General features: G+C 39.0%; 19 protein-coding genes and 1 pseudogene. 15 read left to right on the plus strand and 5 right to left on the minus strand.

The window, feature by feature from the left end:
• Positions 1 to 1,763 (minus strand): hypothetical protein (locus J1G40_RS15665; protein ID WP_414855670.1); only part of this gene is annotated, 1,763 nt, incomplete at its 3' end.
• Between the two features lie 377 nt (positions 1,764 to 2,140).
• Between J1G40_RS15665 and J1G40_RS15670 the strand changes: the two genes are divergently transcribed.
• The 6 genes and pseudogenes from J1G40_RS15670 (at position 2,141) to J1G40_RS15695 (ending at position 7,634) form a co-directional block, all read left to right on the plus strand.
• Positions 2,141 to 2,893: a carboxypeptidase-like regulatory domain-containing protein gene (locus J1G40_RS15670; RefSeq protein WP_265243606.1), complete on the plus strand. Its 753-nt coding sequence runs from the start codon at positions 2,141 to 2,143 to the stop codon at positions 2,891 to 2,893.
• Positions 2,871 to 3,677, plus strand: coding sequence for a hypothetical protein (locus J1G40_RS15675; RefSeq protein WP_265243607.1), 807 nt, complete (start codon positions 2,871 to 2,873; stop codon positions 3,675 to 3,677). The genes J1G40_RS15670 and J1G40_RS15675 overlap by 23 nt, the downstream gene beginning before the upstream one ends.
• A 53-nt stretch (positions 3,678 to 3,730) precedes the next feature.
• Positions 3,731 to 4,234, plus strand: coding sequence for a DUF6702 family protein (locus J1G40_RS15680; RefSeq protein ID WP_265243608.1), 504 nt, complete (start codon positions 3,731 to 3,733; stop codon positions 4,232 to 4,234).
• Between the two features lie 65 nt (positions 4,235 to 4,299).
• Positions 4,300 to 6,609, plus strand: coding sequence for a M1 family metallopeptidase (locus J1G40_RS15685; RefSeq protein ID WP_265243609.1), 2,310 nt, complete (start codon positions 4,300 to 4,302; stop codon positions 6,607 to 6,609).
• 84 nt (positions 6,610 to 6,693) lie between these two features.
• Positions 6,694 to 6,963 (plus strand): annotated as a pseudogene (locus J1G40_RS15690) (twin-arginine translocase TatA/TatE family subunit); the annotation flags it as partial.
• Positions 6,964 to 7,073: 110 nt separating this feature from the next.
• Entirely contained in the window at positions 7,074 to 7,634 is a 561-nt protein-coding gene (locus J1G40_RS15695; RefSeq protein ID WP_265243610.1) for a phosphatase PAP2 family protein, read from the plus strand.
• Here the strand turns inward: J1G40_RS15695 and J1G40_RS15700 are convergent.
• Positions 7,612 to 8,253, minus strand: a complete 642-nt coding sequence (locus tag J1G40_RS15700) for an O-methyltransferase (protein WP_265243611.1) — start codon at positions 8,251 to 8,253, stop codon at positions 7,612 to 7,614. The genes J1G40_RS15695 and J1G40_RS15700 overlap by 23 nt on opposite strands.
• Before the next feature lie 65 nt (positions 8,254 to 8,318).
• On the opposite strand from J1G40_RS15700, the gene J1G40_RS15705 reads away from it, so the two are divergent.
• From J1G40_RS15705 to J1G40_RS15715, 3 genes are all read left to right on the plus strand, one after another.
• Positions 8,319 to 8,786 carry a GNAT family N-acetyltransferase gene (locus J1G40_RS15705; protein WP_265243612.1) on the plus strand — a complete coding sequence of 156 codons (468 nt, stop codon included), beginning with the start codon at positions 8,319 to 8,321 and terminating at the stop codon, positions 8,784 to 8,786.
• 66 nt (positions 8,787 to 8,852) lie between these two features.
• Entirely contained in the window at positions 8,853 to 10,118 is a 1,266-nt protein-coding gene (gene kynU, locus J1G40_RS15710; protein WP_265243613.1) for a kynureninase, read from the plus strand.
• 43 nt (positions 10,119 to 10,161) lie between these two features.
• Positions 10,162 to 11,310 carry an MFS transporter gene (locus tag J1G40_RS15715; RefSeq protein WP_265243614.1) on the plus strand — a complete coding sequence of 383 codons (1,149 nt, stop codon included), beginning with the start codon at positions 10,162 to 10,164 and terminating at the stop codon, positions 11,308 to 11,310.
• Between the two features lie 3 nt (positions 11,311 to 11,313).
• Here the strand turns inward: J1G40_RS15715 and J1G40_RS15720 are convergent, their stop codons facing one another.
• Entirely contained in the window at positions 11,314 to 11,997 is a 684-nt protein-coding gene (locus J1G40_RS15720) for a hypothetical protein (protein WP_265243615.1), read from the minus strand.
• Positions 11,998 to 12,162: 165 nt separating this feature from the next.
• Here J1G40_RS15720 and J1G40_RS15725 point away from each other — a divergent pair, with 165 nt between their 5' ends.
• From J1G40_RS15725 to J1G40_RS15750, 6 genes are all read left to right on the plus strand, one after another.
• Positions 12,163 to 12,747, plus strand: coding sequence for an RNA polymerase sigma factor (locus tag J1G40_RS15725; RefSeq protein ID WP_265243616.1), 585 nt, complete (start codon positions 12,163 to 12,165; stop codon positions 12,745 to 12,747).
• Positions 12,740 to 12,940 carry a hypothetical protein gene (locus J1G40_RS15730; protein WP_265243617.1) on the plus strand — a complete coding sequence of 67 codons (201 nt, stop codon included), beginning with the start codon at positions 12,740 to 12,742 and terminating at the stop codon, positions 12,938 to 12,940. The genes J1G40_RS15725 and J1G40_RS15730 overlap by 8 nt, the downstream gene beginning before the upstream one ends.
• 26 nt (positions 12,941 to 12,966) lie before the next feature.
• On the plus strand, positions 12,967 to 13,794 hold the full coding sequence (locus J1G40_RS15735; protein WP_265243618.1) for a mechanosensitive ion channel family protein: 828 nt from the start codon (positions 12,967 to 12,969) through the stop codon (positions 13,792 to 13,794).
• A gap of 99 nt (positions 13,795 to 13,893) precedes the next feature.
• The gene (locus tag J1G40_RS15740; RefSeq protein WP_265243619.1) at positions 13,894 to 14,322 is read left to right on the plus strand and encodes a hypothetical protein; all 429 of its coding nucleotides are present in this window, start codon (positions 13,894 to 13,896) and stop codon (positions 14,320 to 14,322) included.
• A gap of 100 nt (positions 14,323 to 14,422) precedes the next feature.
• A complete protein-coding gene (locus tag J1G40_RS15745) occupies positions 14,423 to 14,974 on the plus strand; it encodes a ClpP family protease (RefSeq protein WP_265243620.1) in 552 nt (183 codons plus the stop codon).
• Between the two features lie 253 nt (positions 14,975 to 15,227).
• Complete coding sequence (locus J1G40_RS15750) at positions 15,228 to 16,577, plus strand: FAD-dependent oxidoreductase (protein WP_265243621.1); 1,350 nt, start codon at positions 15,228 to 15,230, stop codon at positions 16,575 to 16,577.
• A 51-nt stretch (positions 16,578 to 16,628) separates the two neighbouring features.
• Here the strand turns inward: J1G40_RS15750 and J1G40_RS15755 are convergent, their stop codons facing one another.
• Complete coding sequence (locus J1G40_RS15755) at positions 16,629 to 17,408, minus strand: zinc ribbon domain-containing protein (protein WP_265243622.1); 780 nt, start codon at positions 17,406 to 17,408, stop codon at positions 16,629 to 16,631.
• Positions 17,409 to 17,411: 3 nt separating this feature from the next.
• On the minus strand, positions 17,412 to 18,506 hold the full coding sequence (locus J1G40_RS15760; RefSeq protein WP_265243623.1) for a Nif3-like dinuclear metal center hexameric protein: 1,095 nt from the start codon (positions 18,504 to 18,506) through the stop codon (positions 17,412 to 17,414).
• Positions 18,507 to 18,552: the final 46 nt, after the last annotated feature.

Raw genomic sequence — 18,552 nt, forward strand, 5'->3', positions numbered from 1 at the left:
TTACCAGCATTGACTGCAAAAGTGGTATTTAGTTCATCGGCAGGGTTTCCACCGGCGGTAGCTGCGATCTCATCAATGGCTGCCTGGGTATCTGCTGCGGTTAATCCTGAAGTTGTATTGTCGTAAGTAACCTCAGAGGCATCCTGATCATCTGTATCAATGCTGGTTAATGGCACTGTAAGAGTACCTCCGGCATCGGTGATTTCCAAATTACCAGCATTGACTGCAAAATTGGTGTTTAATTCATCATTTGGATTAGCGGCGCCACCGGCCGAAATGCCATCAATTTCTGTTTGTAATTCTTCTATGGCGGCTTGTACATCTGTACTAATAGTATTCCCTGTTGGAGCAAAACTTACTTCTGCAGCTGTTTGATCATCTGTTCCTCCAGCCGCTAACGCGGATAAATCAACACTGGTACTATTGCCATTTTCTATATCAATTTGTAGAATATTAGCAGGGCTTAGAGTGGCCCCCGTTAGATTTTGATCATCATTGCCCGAACTCGGCGGTAAATTTGCCCAAACCACATTGTTCGCCACGGTAGTTAGTACCTGTCCGTTTGTAGCCGAAGGGGCTATTTTTACAGGGGTAACATTAGCATCTAATATTTTTGCTGTTTCAACGGAGTTGTTGGCTAAATCTACGGGCATGATGGTGCCGTCTATAATCTTTATTGAACCAATAGATCCGTCCCCAACTTCAAATTCATCGCCTAAAGCCCCTGTGCCAACTATGGTAATTTGGTCTGCCAGTTCTGTTGAACCACCTCCACCAGCTAAAGCACTTAAATCTACCTGATTGCCTGGTGTGGCAGGGTTTGTTAATGTCAGGATATTAGTCCCGGGATTAAATTGCAAGTCCTGTAATTCATTGCTTATACTACCATCTACCTCGGTAAAGGTATTATTGATGATATAAGGATTTCCGGCTGTTCCTATCCCCGTTACATTGATATTGGTACCTCCCTGTATATTAGTATCCGAACCGTCTGCCGTGGGAATTGTTACGGTATTTCCCCCAGTAATAGTGAGTTGATCTGCATTTAGTGATAGTATTTGAAGCTCATTGGTCTGGTCATCATCATTATCTGCCGCAATAGCCGCTGTATTTGCAGCCACATCACTTATAATCTGACTGTCATCGTAAAAGGCGCCGCCATTATCAGTAATTGCATTATTGGCATCACCGCTAACGATGTTGGCTGCAGTTATAAAACCGGCATCATTTAGAAAGTCGCTAAGGGTGACCAGATTGTAATCAATTTCAGCATCGGTCACGGTATTGTCCTGAAGTTCCTCACTACCCACAGAATCAGAAGCAAGTTTATCGGCTGTAATTGAATTGTTCTGAATATCATTGCTGTTGATACTGAAATCGAGAATATTCTCGCTGCTGATCTCACCTACCTCAAAATTGACAACATCCCCATTTTCAGTAATGACAATGGTACTGGCGGTGTTAACTATGGGATCTGTAGTGAAATTTAACTGAAGAGAATCGCATAAATTTATCCAGCTAGCGCCATCGAAATAAAACACACACTGGGCATCGTTATTATACACCATGGCACCAGCCAAGGGTGCAAGGCTATTCATTTGGGCTTCACTTATTCTTGTAATAACCAATACGCGATCATTACTCTCCAATTCCAGGACAGATGTAGCGTCTAAATTCTGGGGATTATCACCAATTTTTATCTGGCTACTTAAACTTGTACATAAGCAAAGGCCCGCCAAAGTTAATAGGAGTTTCAATTTCATTTGGGTAGATTTATTTTGCAACAGCTATTTGTACATATTTCCCGCCATCTATTCCTTTGCTATTGGAATGTTCTGGGGGTAAATGACGTCCTGAAATGTTTTTATTTCGAGACGCATAGGACAAACAAAAATAGGATTATATAAACATAAATTGAACTTTATGCCTTGAAATACCTTTTTATGGGATAAAATGAGGAACAGCACTTTCAAATCCCCTAATTTAAAGGTGCTTACTGCAAATTAACTGCATAGTAAAAATGGCTATTTACTAGGTATCGCGGCAAATTAACATAAGTTTAATGCCGCTAAATTTTTTTATGAATTCAACTTGCGTTTTCTTTATGGTATTGCTATCTACTACACATCAAATTAGACACATGAGATATAAACTACTTTCGCTGGTTTGTTTTTTTTGCATTTTAATCAGCAATGCCCAAGAGGAGGAAAGAATCTTACTTAGAGGGCAGGTATTGTATAGGAACACCAATGTGCCTAACGAAAATGTGATTAACACCACTTCCGAAATGGCAACAATAACCAATAATAAAGGAGAGTTTGCCATTAGGGTCAGGTTAGATGACGAGTTGGTATTTACGGCCATCAACTACCAGCTGAAAGTTATTAAAATTGACGAAGAAATACTTAGAAGGAACAGACTTGTGGTTGAGGTAAATGAAAAAGTTACGGAGCTGGATGAGGTAACTGTTAGTCCTGAAAACCAGGCCAAATTTCTGGAACTTAAGAATGAAGAGTTCAAGGAATTTGAATATGATACGGACCAAACGGCCGAGGTGGTGAATGTGGCCATGGACGATCCCGGATCAAGAGGTCTGAGAGATGGACTTAATTTTGTGAATATTTTTAAGGCACTGTTCTTATCTGACAAATCCGTAGCAGAAGACAGGAAGCCTTTAAAAGTAAGTAACGTATTAAGGCAGGTATACGATGATGAATTTTTTGTATTGGATTTAAGAATACCACAAGACAAAATAGATGCTTTCCTTATTTATTGCGATACTAAGATTCCTCCTCAATCCTTACTCCAAAAGGACAATGAATTTCAATTAATCGATTTTTTGGTAACCCAAAGCAAATCGTTCTTAAAAGATGCAGAGGCTGAAAAAAACTAGTGTTTTATTCTGTTTTTTGCTTATTAGCACCCTCTCCATAGCACAGACTTCTTTTACAAAAAGAATAGAGGGGAGGCTGATCAGTAAGAATATTGGCGTATCCGATGTACATGTTATGAATACCTCAGCGGGTAGGGCTACCATTTCAAATGAGAGTGGCTACTTTGCTATTGGAGTTACTTTAGGAGATACCTTGCTCTTCTCCGCGGTCCAATTTAAGCGTAAATCATTGGTAATAAGTGCAGAGATGCTCAGGAGCAAAATGCTGATTGTTCCTTTGGAGGAGTTTGTAAATCAATTGGATGAAGTGGTAGTAAGGCCCTATGATTTATCAGGGGACCTCGGGAAGGATATGCAGAATATGGATACAGGACATGTAGTTTCAGCGACTTCAATTGGGTTGCCTAATGCACATGTAAAACCACCAATACAAAGTGTAAGACAATTGCAAACGGCCACCGCAGGTAAATTTCATCCATTAATGATTTTGAATCCCCCCATAGATCCACTAATCAATGCAATTTCTGGAAGAACCAAAATGCTTAAAAAAAGGGTAGCAAGAGACAAGAAAGATATTCGGCTCCAGCAACTGAGATCTAGTGTACCCGATAGCTTGTTTTTGACCCAATTGAAAATACCCATAGAAAGGATAGACGATTTTATGTATTTCTGCGAAGTAGATAACGCTTTCGAGGCCCTTATAGAGGCAGATAGTCGGATAGCAATTTGGGAATTTCTATTAAACAAAAGTGTCTCTTACAGAGAAAATAATGACCTGGACTAAAAAAAATATTTGGCATAGCATTTGCTTAGTTTTATATACCGAAAGATGACAATATGAATTCATTAAAAAAGGGCCTTCTTGTCTTACTGTTGCCGTTGTTTGCATTTGCTACGCATAAATTCTATGTAAGTGTCACCAATATCAACTATTCGCAAGAAGACGATGCGCTTCAGATTACCTCTAGAATCTTCATAGATGATTTGGAGCAAGTATTGCAGGAACGTTACGATTTTAAAGCGCAATTAGCCACAGAAAACGAATCGGAACTGGCAAATGCCTACGTTGAAAAATATTTCAACAGTAAATTTGTATTAAAACTTAACGGGGAGTATGTTGATTATACCTTTCTTGGTAAAAAGTATGACAATGATATCGTCATCTGCTATTTGGAAATTCTCGACATAAATTTCAACGCCCTGACTTCCATTGAAATTCAGAACGAAATACTGACAGACCTCTTTGAAGAACAGCAAAATGTGGTCCATTTTAAGGCAAAAGGAACCAAAAAAAGCTTTGTTTTAGTTAAAGAAAATAATAAAGGAATGTTAAACTTATAACATTTCTAAAGCGATTGGTATAAAAAACTTTAATTTCCCGCGATCAAAAAAAAGACAGATAAAATATGACTAAAGTTAAGTATTTTCTTGCTTCGTTTTTATTCTTGTTTGCTACAGCAATGTTTGCTCAGGAAGAGGCAGTAAAAGAAAGAGCCCCCGGACATTCTAATCAAAGTAAATTTAAACAATTGTACGAGGAATTTTCTACTCCAAATACGTACAGATCTGCCTCCGGGGCTCCAGGCCCTGACTATTATCAGCAACAGGCAGATTATAAAATGAATATTGAGCTCGATGATAAGAATGCAAAGATCTATGGAGAGGAAACCATTACTTATCACAACAATTCCCCGGATGATCTGGAATTTCTATGGTTGCAATTAGACCAGAATGTAAGAGCAAAGGATTCTAAATCGCCCTTGCGCAATGGGGGAGGAGTTCCTCTTGCCTACCAGCCAGGAGCGTTTGCCAGTACACATTTATCCGAAAAATTTGATGGTGGCTTTAATATAGATTTTGTAAAAGATGCCAGTGGAAACCCTTTGTCCTATACCATTAACCAGACCATGATGAGGGTAAATATTGCCAAGCCTTTAAAAAGTGGTGAGCAAATATCTTTCTCTTTAAAATGGTGGTACAATATTCCGGATCATACTGTAAACAGAGCCAGATCTGGTTATGAATATTTCTCAAAAGATGGAAACAGGGCATATGTAATTGCCCAGTTTTTCCCCAGGATGGCCGTCTATAATGACGTTGAAGGATGGCAGAACCATCAGTTTTGGGGTAATGGAGAATTCGCCTTGCCCTTTGGAGATTATGAAGTAAACATTACGGTTCCGGCAGATCATATATTGGATGCAACCGGTGTTTTGCAAAACAGGAAGGAAGTATTCTCCAAAGAGATGATGAAGCGTTATGAGCTGGCTAAAAAGTCGTATGATAAGCCTGTATTGATAGTAACTCAAGAGGAGGCTGAGGCAGCGGAGCAAAGTTTTTCTGAAAAGAAGAAAACATGGAAATTTAAAGCAGAAAACGTAAGGGATTACGGGTTTGCCACTTCCAGAAAATTCATTTGGGATATGCAAGCTGTTAAAATTGGGAGTAAAGACGTTATGGCGGTTTCTCTATATCCTAAAGAAGGAAATCCACTTTGGGAAGAACTTTCTACCAAAGCGGTGGCTCAAACCCTGGTTTCCTATTCTGCCCATACTTTTGATTACCCCTATCACAAAGCAATTTCTGTACATGCCAAAAATCAGGGAATGGAATACCCCATGATATGCTGGAATTACGGAAGGCCTAACGAAGACGGATCTTATTCTGACAGGGTTAAATACGGGATGATCAGTGTAATTATACATGAGGTAGGGCACAACTTTTTCCCTATGATTGTGAATTCGGATGAACGTCAATGGGGCTGGATGGATGAAGGCCTGGATACGTTTATGCAATATATAGCAGAACAAGAATTTGGAGAGGCTAACCCGATGGATATCTCGCCTAATGACAAATATCCTTCCAGGCGTGGAGAACCGGCTAAAATTGTGCCTTATATGAGTGGGGATCAGTCGGCAATTTCGCCTATCATGTCTAATCCTGAAAATGTTTACCAACTTGGCCCAAATGCCTATGGAAAGCCGGCTACGGCCTTAAATATTCTCAGAGAAACCGTTATGGGCAGAGAATTATTTGACCACGCATTTAAAACCTATTCCCATCGTTGGAAATTTAAACATCCTACACCGGAAGACTTCTTCCGTACCATGGAGGATGCTTCAGCCGTAGACCTGGACTGGTACTGGAGAGGTTGGTTCTATACTACAGATTATGTTGACATAGGCGTGAAGGGAGTTAAGAAATACTATGTTTCTAATAAGCCTACAAAGAAAATGCAGGAGTATTTGGCTGCAAGGAACCTTACAGAAGCAGATCTCCGTCCTTTGGTTTATTTGGCCGAGGAAGATAGTGAGGATTATGATCCTGAACTTAAAGGGAAAGCTCCTTCTGATACTTCTCAAAACCTTAAAGAATATATGATGGACAATATGACTGCCGAAGAAAGGGCTGCTGTTGTGGAACCCAAGTACTTCTACGAAGTTACTTTTGATAAGCCCGGAGGTATTCCAATGCCGCTGATTGTGGAATATACCTATGCTGACGGTTCAAAAGAAAACATTACCTACCCTCCGGAGATCTGGAGAAAGAATGATGCAGAAGTAAAAAGGGTAATTTCATCACAAAAAGAATTGGTAGGCATAGTTGTAGATCCAAAGGCAGAAACAGCCGATATTGATATGACTAATAATGCATGGCCAAAAAAGGAAAAGAAGACAGATTTTGACCAGTTCAAAGAGAACATCAAGGGCAAATAATTGCGCTTCTGAATAGTTAAAGACCTGTTGGGTATTCCTTACCTGACAGGTCTCTTTGTTTACAAACTTGCTTATATTTGTAGTATGCATGCAGTAATTTTTCTTTTTATAAGTGGTGCCGAGATTTTCTTTATCATGTTCATTGTGGTAATGGTTTTTGGTGCAGACAAAATTCCTGGCATTGCCAAGGGACTGGGAAAAGGCATGCGCCAATTAAAAGATGCCACAGAAGATATTAAACAGGAAATCCAGAAAAGTGCCGAAAAACAGGGGATAGATACCAGTTTTGTTGAGGATATCAAACAAGATTTTCAGGACGTAAAAACGAATGTCACAGACACCATCAAAGAAAAGGGAGGTATAGACACTGGTTTTGCAGATGACATTAAAAAGAACCTGGATGATGTCAAAAAGAGTGTAAGCGATGTTTCCGGTACCATAAAAAGGAAATAAGGTCTTATTATATGTTAGACGCATTGCTAGAATGGGATAGGCAGACTTTAATTTACCTCAATAATCTTGGGATAGAACAATACGACGGTTTCTGGTCTGCGGTGACCAACATTACTACCTGGATTCCCCTCTATATCATCTTTTTTGTATTACTATATCTTAAGCATCCCAAAAAAGAGGCCTTTATTAAGGCACTGATGACTTTATTTACTTTAGGTCTCATTCTGGTAACAATGCAGATTACCAAAGAATCAGTGGCAAGGCTTAGACCCAATAATGATGTAGAGATAAATACAATGATCCGGATTTTAAAGCATCCGGCGAATTATAGCTTTTTCTCAGGACATGCCTCTACTTCTTTCGGATTAACAGCGATAATTGTTCTTTTTCTTCGGAAAAGGATCAAATGGGTATGGATTTTCTTTATCTGGCCTGCTTTATTTGCCTTCAGCAGAATTTATGTAGGGGTACACTATCCGGTAGATATTATTGTGGGGGCCTTTGTAGGGTTGCTTTACGCACTATTATTTTACCAGCTGTATTCTCAGGTTATCGCACCAAAGATACAGTAAGCCCGTCTCTTACCGGCAGTAAAACGGTTTCTATCCTGGGATCTTCCTTGAGCATTTTATTGTATTCGAGCAAAATTTTAGTTGCTTTGTCCTTGGGATCCAATGGCGCCACTACTTTCCCTGACCATAAAACGTTGTCTGATAATATTACTCCGCCTTTTCGCATTTTATTTATAACTGCCTCATAGTATTTTGGGTATTCTTTTTTTTCTGCATCAATAAATACAATATCAAACTGCATGTCTAAAGAAGGTATAATTTTCAAAGCATCACCACAATGTTGAATTATCTGATGTCCGAAATTGCTTTTATCAAAGTACTTACGCTGTATGCTACTGAGTTCCTCATTAATGTCGATAGTATGCAGTTCTCCTCCCATTGTCAGACCTTCGGCAAGGCAAAGTGCCGAATAGCCGGTATAGGTTCCAATTTCAAGAATATTTACGGGCCGTATCAGTTTGGACAGTAAACTAAGAACCCTCCCCTGATAATGCCCCGTTATCATTCTTGGACGAACTACTTTTAGATGAGTTTCTCTTGTTAATTCCTGGAGAATTTTGGGTTCATCCTCTGTGCTGGAATTAATATAGTTTTCTAAAGCATCAGAAAGAAAATGCATAAGCTCTTTTCAACAAAAATATGGATTAAAATACTACCTTAGAACGCCTAACTACGACAAATAATATGGAAAATATTACGCTAAGGCGGGCCACCATACAAGACCTGCCCGTACTTTTGGATTTTGAACAGGCATTAATCAGGGCCGAAAGGCCTTTTGATGTCACCATTAGGCCAGATCCGGTAAGCTATTACGATATTGAAGAATACATATTAAGCAAAGAAGTGGAAGTTGTAGTTGCCCAATGCAACGGTCAGATAGTTAGCTCTGGTTATGCTCTGGCTAAAATGGCCAGATCTTATTTGGATCATGAAGCCTATGGATATTTAGGTTTTATGTATACTCTGCCAGAATTTCGGGGTAGGGGAATCAATCAAAAAATCGTAGCTAAACTTATAGCGTGGTGCACAAAAAGAGGCTTGCATGAAGTCAGGCTCACCGTATATCAGCAAAATAACCCAGCCATCATAGCTTATGAAAAAGCAGGATTTAAAAGTCACATCACTGAGATGAGGTTAAGAACATCCGGCTAGGGAATTGGCAGTCATTGTAATTCTTTAATTCGTTGGTGATATTGTATTTTTGAAAAAATTTCTGAAATGCAATTTCAAAATACATTAGACTTTGCCAGGGAACTGGATGAAAAAGACGCGCTTAAGTCGTACAGAGCTTCATTTCATTTTCCCCAGGTAGATGGTAAAGACGTTATATATTTCACAGGAAATTCATTAGGCCTGCAGCCCAAAATTACCCGGGATTACGTTGATGAAATTATGACCTCCTGGAAAGAGCTAGCTGTGGAAGGCCATTTCAAGGCAGCAAAACCTTGGTGGGATTACCATGAAAGACTGGCCGCACCTTTGGCCAGGGTAGTTGGTGCCAAAACCAATGAAATTTCGGTAATGAATACCCTTACGGTTAACTTACACCTGTTAATGGTATCCTTTTACAGGCCCACTGCTAAGCGTTTTAAAATAATTTGTGAGGAAAAAGCCTTTCCATCAGATCAGTATATGCTGGATAGCCAGGTTAGGTTTCACGGATTGGATCCAAAAGAAACACTTGTGCCTATTAAAAAAAGAAATGGAGAACATTTCTGGCGCACCGAGGATGTATTGGAAAAAATTGCCGAGACAGGTGACACTTTAGCCCTTGTGCTGATTGGTGGCGTTAATTATTACAATGGTCAGGTCTTTGATATGAAGGCTATTACGGCAGCAGGAAAAGCTGTAGGTGCGTTCGTGGGGTGGGATTTGGCCCATGCCGCAGGAAATATTGAATTAGAATTGCACGACTGGAATGTTGATTTTGCTGCCTGGTGCAGTTATAAATATATGAATAGCGGGCCGGGGAATGCCTCAGGGGTATTTATTCATCAGCGGCATCTGAACAAAACAGATATCCCAAGGTTTGAAGGATGGTGGGGCACAAAAAAAGAGACCAGATTTTTGATGAAACCCAATTTTGAACCAATAGATACTGCCGATGCATGGCAATTGAGTAATCCGCCAATTTTGTCTTTAGCGCCCTATCTTGCTTCCCTTGAAATGTTTGATAAGGTAGGGATGAAAGCTCTTGTAGAAAAGCGGGACAAGATTGTAGCTTATCTTGAATTTGTATTGCAGGAAATAGACAAGGAAGTAGAAAGTAGTTTTGAAATAATAACGCCGGAATCAAGGGGTTGTCAGCTCTCGGTATTTCTTCATGGTGAAGGGAAGCCGTTATTTGAATATTTAATGAAGCACGGAGTTATCACGGATTGGCGCGAACCGAATGTTATTAGATTAGCTCCTGCGCCGTTTTATTGTTCTTTTGAAGATATGTATCGGTTTGGGCAAATTCTAAAAGATGGTATCCTTGGATAAAGCAGAAAATTAAGGACAAAAACATAATCAAAATACCGCCTCTTTGAGATCACTACGTTTAATTCTTTCTAACTCAAGATACTTTGCCCCAGCATGGGTATTCGCTAGTCTCAATATTCTTTTTGGAACCTGGGCCATTTATATACCTACGGTAAAAGAAGCCCTGAGCATAGATAAATCCCAATTGGGCATTGCCCTGTTTTTTCTTTCTTTTGGTGTGTTCACGGTATTTCCTGCTGCCTCGCGCATCATTAATCGCTTAGGGGTAGGGCGGGCTACCTGGTTTGGGATTATGCTGCTATGTATCACTGCAATTTTTCCCTTGATGGCCAATAGTTTTATAACCCTGGCCATTGCGCTATTCTTTTTTGGTGCTTCAAATGGATTTTTGGATATCTCCATGAACACCCTGGTGACGGAAATAGAGAAAGAAGACAAGCAGAATTTTATGTCGGCCTCCCACGGTTTTTTTAGCTTAGGGGGTGTAATTGCGGGATTAGGAAGTTTTTTGATTGTTGTTTTTGGTAACAGAATGTTGCACATGCTTTTGGCAATTGCGCTCGTGTTTGGAGTGAATTTTATATTTCACAGGCGGTATAAACATATTACAGCGGCACCAATAGAAAAGGAATCTTTTAGTTTTAGAAATTTTAAGCCTCTCCTACTTTTGGGTGTTGTTTCTTTTGTAGTAATGGGAAGCGAAGGTGCCATTGTAGATTGGAGTGGCCTCTTTCTAAAAGAAGTATCACTTGCACCTGAAGCCATATGGGGTGCGGGTTTTTTAGGTTTTCAGCTAATGATGACTCTGGGCCGTTTTCTGGGCGATGCCATTAGTGCTCGTATTGGCTCTGTAAAAATTGTCGCTCTGGGAGCTTCCATTGCCCTTCTTGGCTATGTTTTAGTTTTAGTGGCCAACACCTATTCAGCGATTGCTGGTTTTGCATTTACGGGTCTCGGTTTTTCTGTAATCATTCCGGAACTCTTTAGGATAGGAGGCAATGTAAAAGGAGTTGAATCTTCACAGGGTGTTGCATTTATCGCAGGTACTGGATATGCCGGATTTCTCATGGCGCCACCTATACTTGGTTTTCTGGCAGAAAGTGTATCGCTAAATCTGAGTTTTACCGTTCTGACAGCCTCTGCGGTTGTTATTCTGATGGCCACCCTGATACTTGGAAAAGCCAGAAAATAAACGCTACTCTCGCAATGTTACCGATACATCTGTAAAGTAGATCTTAAATGATTTATCTTCACTTTGATGCATCAGGGCAATCTTTAAACCGCCTTTATCTGCGTAATCCTCCCAGGTGGTAACTGAATTAGGTGCTTCCTGATTGCCTTTTCTAAATACCCATTCCTTTACCATATGATCTTCACCAAAGTAAAAATCATAGGCATCTCCAGGGGTATATCCACCTATATTATTATATACCACAGTAAGTTTTTGAAGAGAATCACCGCTTATTGGTGCCACCGTTTTAGGAGTATATGTCTCAGTTAAATTGTCTTTGTCCCACATGATATTAATTGGGGCAAGCAGCCAGTATTTGTCATTAATAAATGCCCCGTCAACCTGAGCTGTGGTACTATCTACTTCCGAGCGATTATAGGTAGAGGTCTGACCCATGGATATCCCGGTAATTTCGTTCGATTTTCTATTCCAGATCCAACTTCGCTCAAAATGCATGGTGTCTCTGTCCACATTAAATGTAAATTTGAGTTCTTCAATGTTGTCCCAATTTTCAATGCCATTTGCAGTCGCTATTTTTTCAAGAACAGTAAGCTCTTTTTCCACTGGCTCGGGTTCAACTTTTTTATCTGTTTTACAACCGACAGATAATAAAGTAGTTAATACAATTAAGAAAAGGTACTTTTTCATATTTTCAATTTTTGCTAAAGTACTATCTTTTGCAGATATAAGAGAGTGGTTAAGAATCAAAATTAACTTCACACCAGATAGAATGCCCAAATTAAGGCGGCTGCTGGGTGACTTTTTCGAATAAATGGTGTCTAACCTTAAAAGAAGACCAATTAATCAACAAATTTGAGAGCAGATAATCCTTATGAAAATCTCTCGGACACTGAACTTGTAGAACAAATTGTTCTGCAAAACAACCCTTTGTTGTTTGAGATACTTTACGATAGGTATGACAAGATCGTGTATAATAAGTGCTATGGATTTTCTAAGAGTATTGATGAAGCCAAAGACCTTACGCAGGATGTCTTTTTGCATTTATACTTAAAACTTCCCACGTTCAAAGGCACTTCAAAATTCTCTACCTGGTTATATGCGCTTACATATAATTATTGCACTAATTATGTGAACAGGGACAAAGGAAGAAAAATAAAAGATAAGGCTGTGCAGAATACCGAACAGGAATATGAGAAACTTTCCCTGGAGATCAATGATGAAAGTATATTCCAGATGAGAACGGACATGCTTAAGAAGGCTTTACAGATCATCCCGGCAGAGGACAGATCTATCCTGCTATTAAAATATCAGGATGAAGTTACAATCAAAGATCTTGTCGAGATTCTGGATATTAGTGAAAGTGCGGTAAAAATGAGATTGAAAAGAGCAAAGGCGAAAGTTTTGGAAACCTATAAAAAACTACCTTCGGATGGCTAAGAAAGATAGAATAAATCCTTTTAAGGAGCTCGAAAGGTCATTGCTGGAGGTACCACCAGAAATGAAGAAGAAGGTCATGAACGATATTGCCACGGCAAAATTGATTATTGACATGGGGTCTCTGTATACCTATAATTATCCTGCTGCAGTAAAGGAAGTGTTGCGCAAGAAAAAAGGGAACAGGAATAAATAAAGAACAAACATCAACAACTAATAATTATGGACACAATTAATGAATGGAAAGACTTAACAATTACTTCTCTGAAGACCATGGGATCAGATATTGCTTCAACATTGCCCAATATAATAGGGGCATTGTTTATTCTGCTCATTGGCTGGCTTATTACCAAGGTGATAGTATTCTTACTTAAAAAAATACTGCGTCTGGCAAAAGTTGATAAGCTGACAGATAAAATTAATGAATCGAACCTGTTTGGAGATGCAGATATAAAATTCAAAGTTTCCAATGTGATTGTAGGTTTTGTGAAATGGATCATTTTCCTGGTGTTCCTTATCGTGGCGGCAGATATAATGAATTGGGAAATCATCTCTACAGAAATTGGAAATCTGTTGCGATACCTTCCAAGGCTTTTCAGTGCAATTGCTCTTTTTATGATAGGACTTTATATCGCCAATTTCATTAAAAAGGCTGTTGCCGGAATTTTCGAATCTTTTGAATTCAGTGGTGCTAAAATAATTAGTGCCCTGGTGTTCTATGTAATAGTAATTTTTATTACCATAACCGCCTTAAACCAGGCCGGGGTAGATACTACCATAATTACGAACAATGTCACAATCATTCTGGGTGCATTTCTACTGGCCATAGCCTTAGGTATGGGATTGGGTTCAAAGGATATTATTAATGATTTGCTAAGCACCTATTATACCCGTAGAAATTATATGGTTGGTGATAAAGTAAAATTGAAGGGCATGGAAGGCACAATAGAAGCCATAGATAATGTTTGTATGACCCTTAAAACCAAAGAAGGTAAAACAATAATTCCCATTAGGGAAGTCATAAACAGCAGAGTTGACATAGATTCCTAATTGATTGTTATCTGCGCGGGTAGGATTCCGGTGGGGAATCCTGCCCTTATATTAATTTAAAATAGAGAATAAAAAAGTATTAGTTGAAGTAGTTACACCATGGCCAAGATTGAATACATCAAATTATTGTATGAAAAATCGGATCTTAATGAAGCCGGGAATCCAGTTGAGATTTTGATTAATGCAAGATTGAAATTCCATCCTTTGGACATTCAATACAAAATGGCTTACCATTTACATCTGTTTGTAGTTAATGCCTGGGCAGATTTGGAATCAACCGTGGTGCTTACCAATTGGGACGAGGCAGTTTTGTATCACAATCGTATCGAGAAAAATGAAACTTTAAATCAACTCAGTATTGATGTTAACGCCGAACAAAAGGAGGTGAATATAGAAGAAATATCCACTTTTGTTAATCTTGATAGCAAACCCAATATTGCAATCAAAGTTTTGGGCAAGCTGGTTCCCGTTTTTTCTGAGTCGACCAAATTCTCCAATAACTATATATTCAATATTCATCTGAAGTAGCACTTATTCCAGTAAATTTTAACTTCATAAAAGATAGAATCTGAAGGAGTATTTATTCCCAATAAATTGATTAATTTTGACTATTAATCAAAATAAAAGAATGAGTTCAAAAAAAGGAAAAGTTCAGGAGGCAATTCAGGAAAAGTTATTGGAAGAACGAAAAGTTTTTCTATGGGGAATGGTTGATGATGATTCTGCTAAACATGTAATTGACAGGCTACTTTACCTGGATCTTCAGAATAATGAAGAAATCCAACTGATTATAAATAGCCCCGGTGGTTATGTTACCTCTGGTTTTGCAATATATGACACCATTAATCAAATAAAAAGCCCGGTTTCTACCGTATGTTCAGGTCTTGCAGCTTCTATGGGTTCTATTCTTCTTTCTGTAGGCAAAAAAGGCAGAAGGTTTATTCAGCCTCATGCAAAAGTAATGATTCATCAGCCCAGCGGTGGTGCCAGAGGACAGGCTTCCAATATTGAGATTCAGGCCAGGGAGATACTCAAAACCAAAGAACTGGGAGCCAAAATACTCGCTGAGAATTGTGGTCAGAAAGTAGAAAAAATATTAAAAGATTTCAATAGGGATTACTGGATGGATGCCGAGGAGTCTATCGCTTACGGAATCGTCGATGGCGTTTTAGAATCTTAAAGGAAAGCGAGCTCTGTTTAAAATACCATTTTAAAGGAAATACCTAAAAAAAGTCCTTCACAATTAAATGAGAAGGACTTTTTGAATATATATGGACGCCAAGGCGGAAAATTTATAATATATACGTTTCCAATGTGTCTTTTGGTCTAAACTTACATGTTAAAAAAGCATTAAATTCTGGTTAACAAAAAAAAATGTTATTTTCATTACTTTATCAGAGAGCTAAAACGCCTTATCGCAAGGCAGAAATTGAATGAAACAAACTTCCAGAAAAATAGCGATTGCAGGCTCCGGTTTGGTTGGCTCACTTCTAGCAATTTATTTAAGACAACTAGGGCATCATATCACGGTCTTTGATCGCAGGCCGGATATACGTACAATAGAATTCTCCGGAAGGTCTATTAATCTCGCCATGAGCAACAGGGGATGGAAGGCTTTAAGAGAAGTTGGGATAGAAGATAAAGTAAAAGAAATTGCGATTCCACTGGATAAACGTGCAATGCATGTTGGTAATAAACCAGTGTATTTCCAAAAGTACGGCAAAGAAGGAGAGGCCATCTGGTCTATTTCAAGAGGGGTGCTAAACAGGACAATGATAGACCTTGCCGAACAAGCCGGAGTTGTATTCAGGTTCAACGAGAAGGTCTGGGATATAAACCTGCCTGAAGCTAAACTGTATACCGGGGAGTCGGAGAAAAGTGCCTGGAAAGAATACGATTTTGACATTGTCTTTGGCTGTGATGGTGCTTTTTCCAGAATTAGGCATAAAATGCAAAGGCGCAGCCGATTTGATTATTCCCAGGAATTTATAAATGTGGGTTACAAAGAACTCACCATTGCACCAAAAAAGGATGGCACTCATAAGTTGGATAGAAATTCTTTCCACATATGGCCCAGAGGGAGTTTTATGTTCATTGCTATGCCTAATTTGGATGGCAGTTTTACATGTACTTTATTCCTCCCTTTTGAAGGCGAGGTATCTTTTGAGAGTTTAAAAAGCAAGGAAGATGTCAAAACTTTTTTTAGCACTTATTTTCCTAATGTGATGGATGATATTGAAAATCTGATGGAAGATTTTTTCAAAAACCCCACAAGTGCAATGGTGACGATGAAATGCTATCCTTGGACCTATTGGGATAAAGTAGCTCTTGTAGGCGATTCGGCTCATGCTATTGTGCCTTTTTATGGACAGGGGATGAATGCAGGCTTTGAAGATATCTTTGCTTTAAATGAAATCATTGGAAAGCATGGGGATGATTGGGAGCGTATTTTTGAGGAGTACCAACTTTCCAGAAAACCAAATGCAGATGCTATTGCGGAATTGAGTTATAGGAACTTTATGGAGATGAGTAGTAAAACTGCAGATGATAATTTTCTACTTCAAAAGAAAATTGAAAAACTCTTCGCCGCTAAATATCCAGACAAATGGATCCCCGTATATTCCAGAGTCACATTTTCTGACAGGCCCTATTCCGAAGCGCTGGCTATTGGGGATGTACAAGAGCATATAATGAAACAGATTATGAAAATGCCGAATATTGCAGAAATATGGGATTCTGCTGAAGTACAACAACGTATACTGGAACTACTGGAATTGCAATAAAAAAGCCTTCCATGTGGTCATAGAAGGCTAATAATTGTTGTTGATTAAACCTTAAATTTTGGAAAACATCTTGTGCATCTTCTGTTGTTCTTCCTCTGCTAAAGCAGGATCAACCAGGATACGTCCACTATGTTCATCTGTTATTATTTTTTTGCGAGATGCAATTTCTACCTGAACCTGAGGTGGGATAGTAAAGAAAGAACCACCGGAAGCCCCTCTTTCAATAGGTACTACTGCCAAGCCATTTTTTACATTGTTTCTGATGCGTTTATAAGCCTGTATTAATCTGTCTTCAATCTGCTTTTCAAATTTCTCAGATTTGGCCAGTAATTCCTGCTCTTCTTTTTCAGTTTCCGCAAGTATGGCATCTAACTCGCTCTTTTTATGCTTTAAATGTGCTTCGCGCTCAGATAATTTCTCCTTTGTTTCGGAAACCACTTCTTTCTTCTGATCTATTTGCGCTTTAAACTCTTTTATGTTTTTCTCTGCCAGCTGTATTTCCAATTCCTGGAATTCAACTTCTTTCGCCAGGGAGTTAAATTCCCTGCTATTCCTAACATTTTTTTGTTGCTCCGCGTACTTCTTTATAAGGCCCTTGGCCTCCTCAATGAGATTCTTCTTAGCGGTAATCTCGTAATTAATGGTTTCCACATCGGTCTTCAACTTATCCATTCTGGTTTTAAGTCCAAGTACTTCATCTTCCAGATCCTGAACCTCTAGTGGAAGTTCACCTCGAACATTTCTAATTTCATCTACTCGAGAGTCTATTAATTGTAAGTCATAAAGAGCCCTTAACTTTTCCTCTACCGTTACTTCTTTCTTTTTTGCCATATTTTAAAAATACTTGATGGGATTTGTTTTACTCTCCGATAAAGAGATTGCAAAATTAGGCATTTTTTTTGTAAGATAGTCTACCAATAGATTATTTGTAAACTGCTCAGATTCATAGTGTCCGATATCCGCAATCACTATTTTATTTTCGGCTTCAAAAAATTGATGATATTTTACATCTGAAGTAACCAACATATCCGCACCGGCACTTTTTGCAGGGCCTATGGCGAAGGAGCCACTACCGCCAAGCACAGCAACTTTTTTTACATTTTTTCCCAGGAGCTTGGAATGTTTTATACACGTTGCCTGCATTTTGGATTTTAAATGGATAAGGAAATCATTTTCACTCATGGGGCGGGTAAGATCCCCGATCATTCCCATTCCTACTTTTTGGTTGAAATTTTCCAGGGAATACAATTCATAGGCAACTTCTTCATAGGGATGCGACTCGAAAAGACATTTTAAAATAGCCGCTTCATTTTCGGGAGGGTAGGTGATGTTAATTTGCGTCTCTTTTTCAAAATGGAGTTCCCCAGGTTTACCTTTCATTGGTTGCGATTGTTCCCCAGGTTTAAAACTTCCTGTTCCTTCAAGTGTAAAGCTGCAATTACTGTAATTTCCAATATTGCCAGCCCCGGCTTCGAAAAGGTGCGTTCTTAATTTATCGGCCTCTGAGGAAGGTACATATGTAATGAGCTTTTTAATTATATCTTTCTTAGGGATAAGAATTTTTGGATTGGAGAGCCCCAGTACCTCGCAAATTTTGGCGTTGACTCCTTCTGAAGAATTGTCAAGAGCGGTATGAAGACAGTAAATGGCTATATTATTTTTGATGGCTTTTAGCACTGTTCGCTCTACATAAGTAGCTCCCGTAATCTTTTTCAGGCCGGAAAAAATGATGGGGTGAAAGCTCACAATAAGGTTATATTGGCTGGCAATAGCCTCATCGACCACTTCCTCCAAGGTGTCCAGGGTTACTAATACACCGGTAACCTTTGCCTGATAGTCGCCCACCAGAAGTCCTACATTATCAAAATCTTCGGCATAGTTCAGCGGAGCCAGTTCTTCGAGTATATCAGTGACTTCTTTTACAATCATTTGATTAGTTTAAGGCTATCAAAGATAAAATATTATATTTTCGTTG

Source organism: Muriicola sp. Z0-33 (genome assembly GCF_026126425.1).
GTDB lineage: Bacteria > Bacteroidota > Bacteroidia > Flavobacteriales > Flavobacteriaceae > JAFMPW01.

What these genes read in the sequence shown, in the direction of transcription:
- J1G40_RS15675 (WP_265243607.1), top strand. Translation starts at nt 2,871, where the DNA reads ATGCAGAGGCTGAAAAAAACTAGTGTTTTATTCTGTTTTTTGCTTATT.
- J1G40_RS15680 (WP_265243608.1), top strand. Translation starts at nt 3,731, where the DNA reads ATGAATTCATTAAAAAAGGGCCTTCTTGTCTTACTGTTGCCGTTGTTT.
- J1G40_RS15755 (WP_265243622.1), bottom strand. Translation starts at nt 17,408, where the DNA reads ATGGCAAAAAAGAAAGAAGTAACGGTAGAGGAAAAGTTAAGGGCTCTT.
- J1G40_RS15735 (WP_265243618.1), top strand. Translation starts at nt 12,967, where the DNA reads ATGGACACAATTAATGAATGGAAAGACTTAACAATTACTTCTCTGAAG.
- J1G40_RS15670 (WP_265243606.1), top strand. Translation starts at nt 2,141, where the DNA reads ATGAGATATAAACTACTTTCGCTGGTTTGTTTTTTTTGCATTTTAATC.
- J1G40_RS15740 (WP_265243619.1), top strand. Translation starts at nt 13,894, where the DNA reads ATGGCCAAGATTGAATACATCAAATTATTGTATGAAAAATCGGATCTT.
- J1G40_RS15700 (WP_265243611.1), bottom strand. Translation starts at nt 8,253, where the DNA reads ATGCATTTTCTTTCTGATGCTTTAGAAAACTATATTAATTCCAGCACA.
- J1G40_RS15750 (WP_265243621.1), top strand. Translation starts at nt 15,228, where the DNA reads ATGAAACAAACTTCCAGAAAAATAGCGATTGCAGGCTCCGGTTTGGTT.
- J1G40_RS15685 (WP_265243609.1), top strand. Translation starts at nt 4,300, where the DNA reads ATGACTAAAGTTAAGTATTTTCTTGCTTCGTTTTTATTCTTGTTTGCT.
- kynU (WP_265243613.1), top strand. Translation starts at nt 8,853, where the DNA reads ATGCAATTTCAAAATACATTAGACTTTGCCAGGGAACTGGATGAAAAA.
- J1G40_RS15745 (WP_265243620.1), top strand. Translation starts at nt 14,423, where the DNA reads ATGAGTTCAAAAAAAGGAAAAGTTCAGGAGGCAATTCAGGAAAAGTTA.
- J1G40_RS15705 (WP_265243612.1), top strand. Translation starts at nt 8,319, where the DNA reads ATGGAAAATATTACGCTAAGGCGGGCCACCATACAAGACCTGCCCGTA.
- J1G40_RS15720 (WP_265243615.1), bottom strand. Translation starts at nt 11,997, where the DNA reads ATGAAAAAGTACCTTTTCTTAATTGTATTAACTACTTTATTATCTGTC.
- J1G40_RS15730 (WP_265243617.1), top strand. Translation starts at nt 12,740, where the DNA reads ATGGCTAAGAAAGATAGAATAAATCCTTTTAAGGAGCTCGAAAGGTCA.
- J1G40_RS15695 (WP_265243610.1), top strand. Translation starts at nt 7,074, where the DNA reads ATGTTAGACGCATTGCTAGAATGGGATAGGCAGACTTTAATTTACCTC.
- J1G40_RS15760 (WP_265243623.1), bottom strand. Translation starts at nt 18,506, where the DNA reads ATGATTGTAAAAGAAGTCACTGATATACTCGAAGAACTGGCTCCGCTG.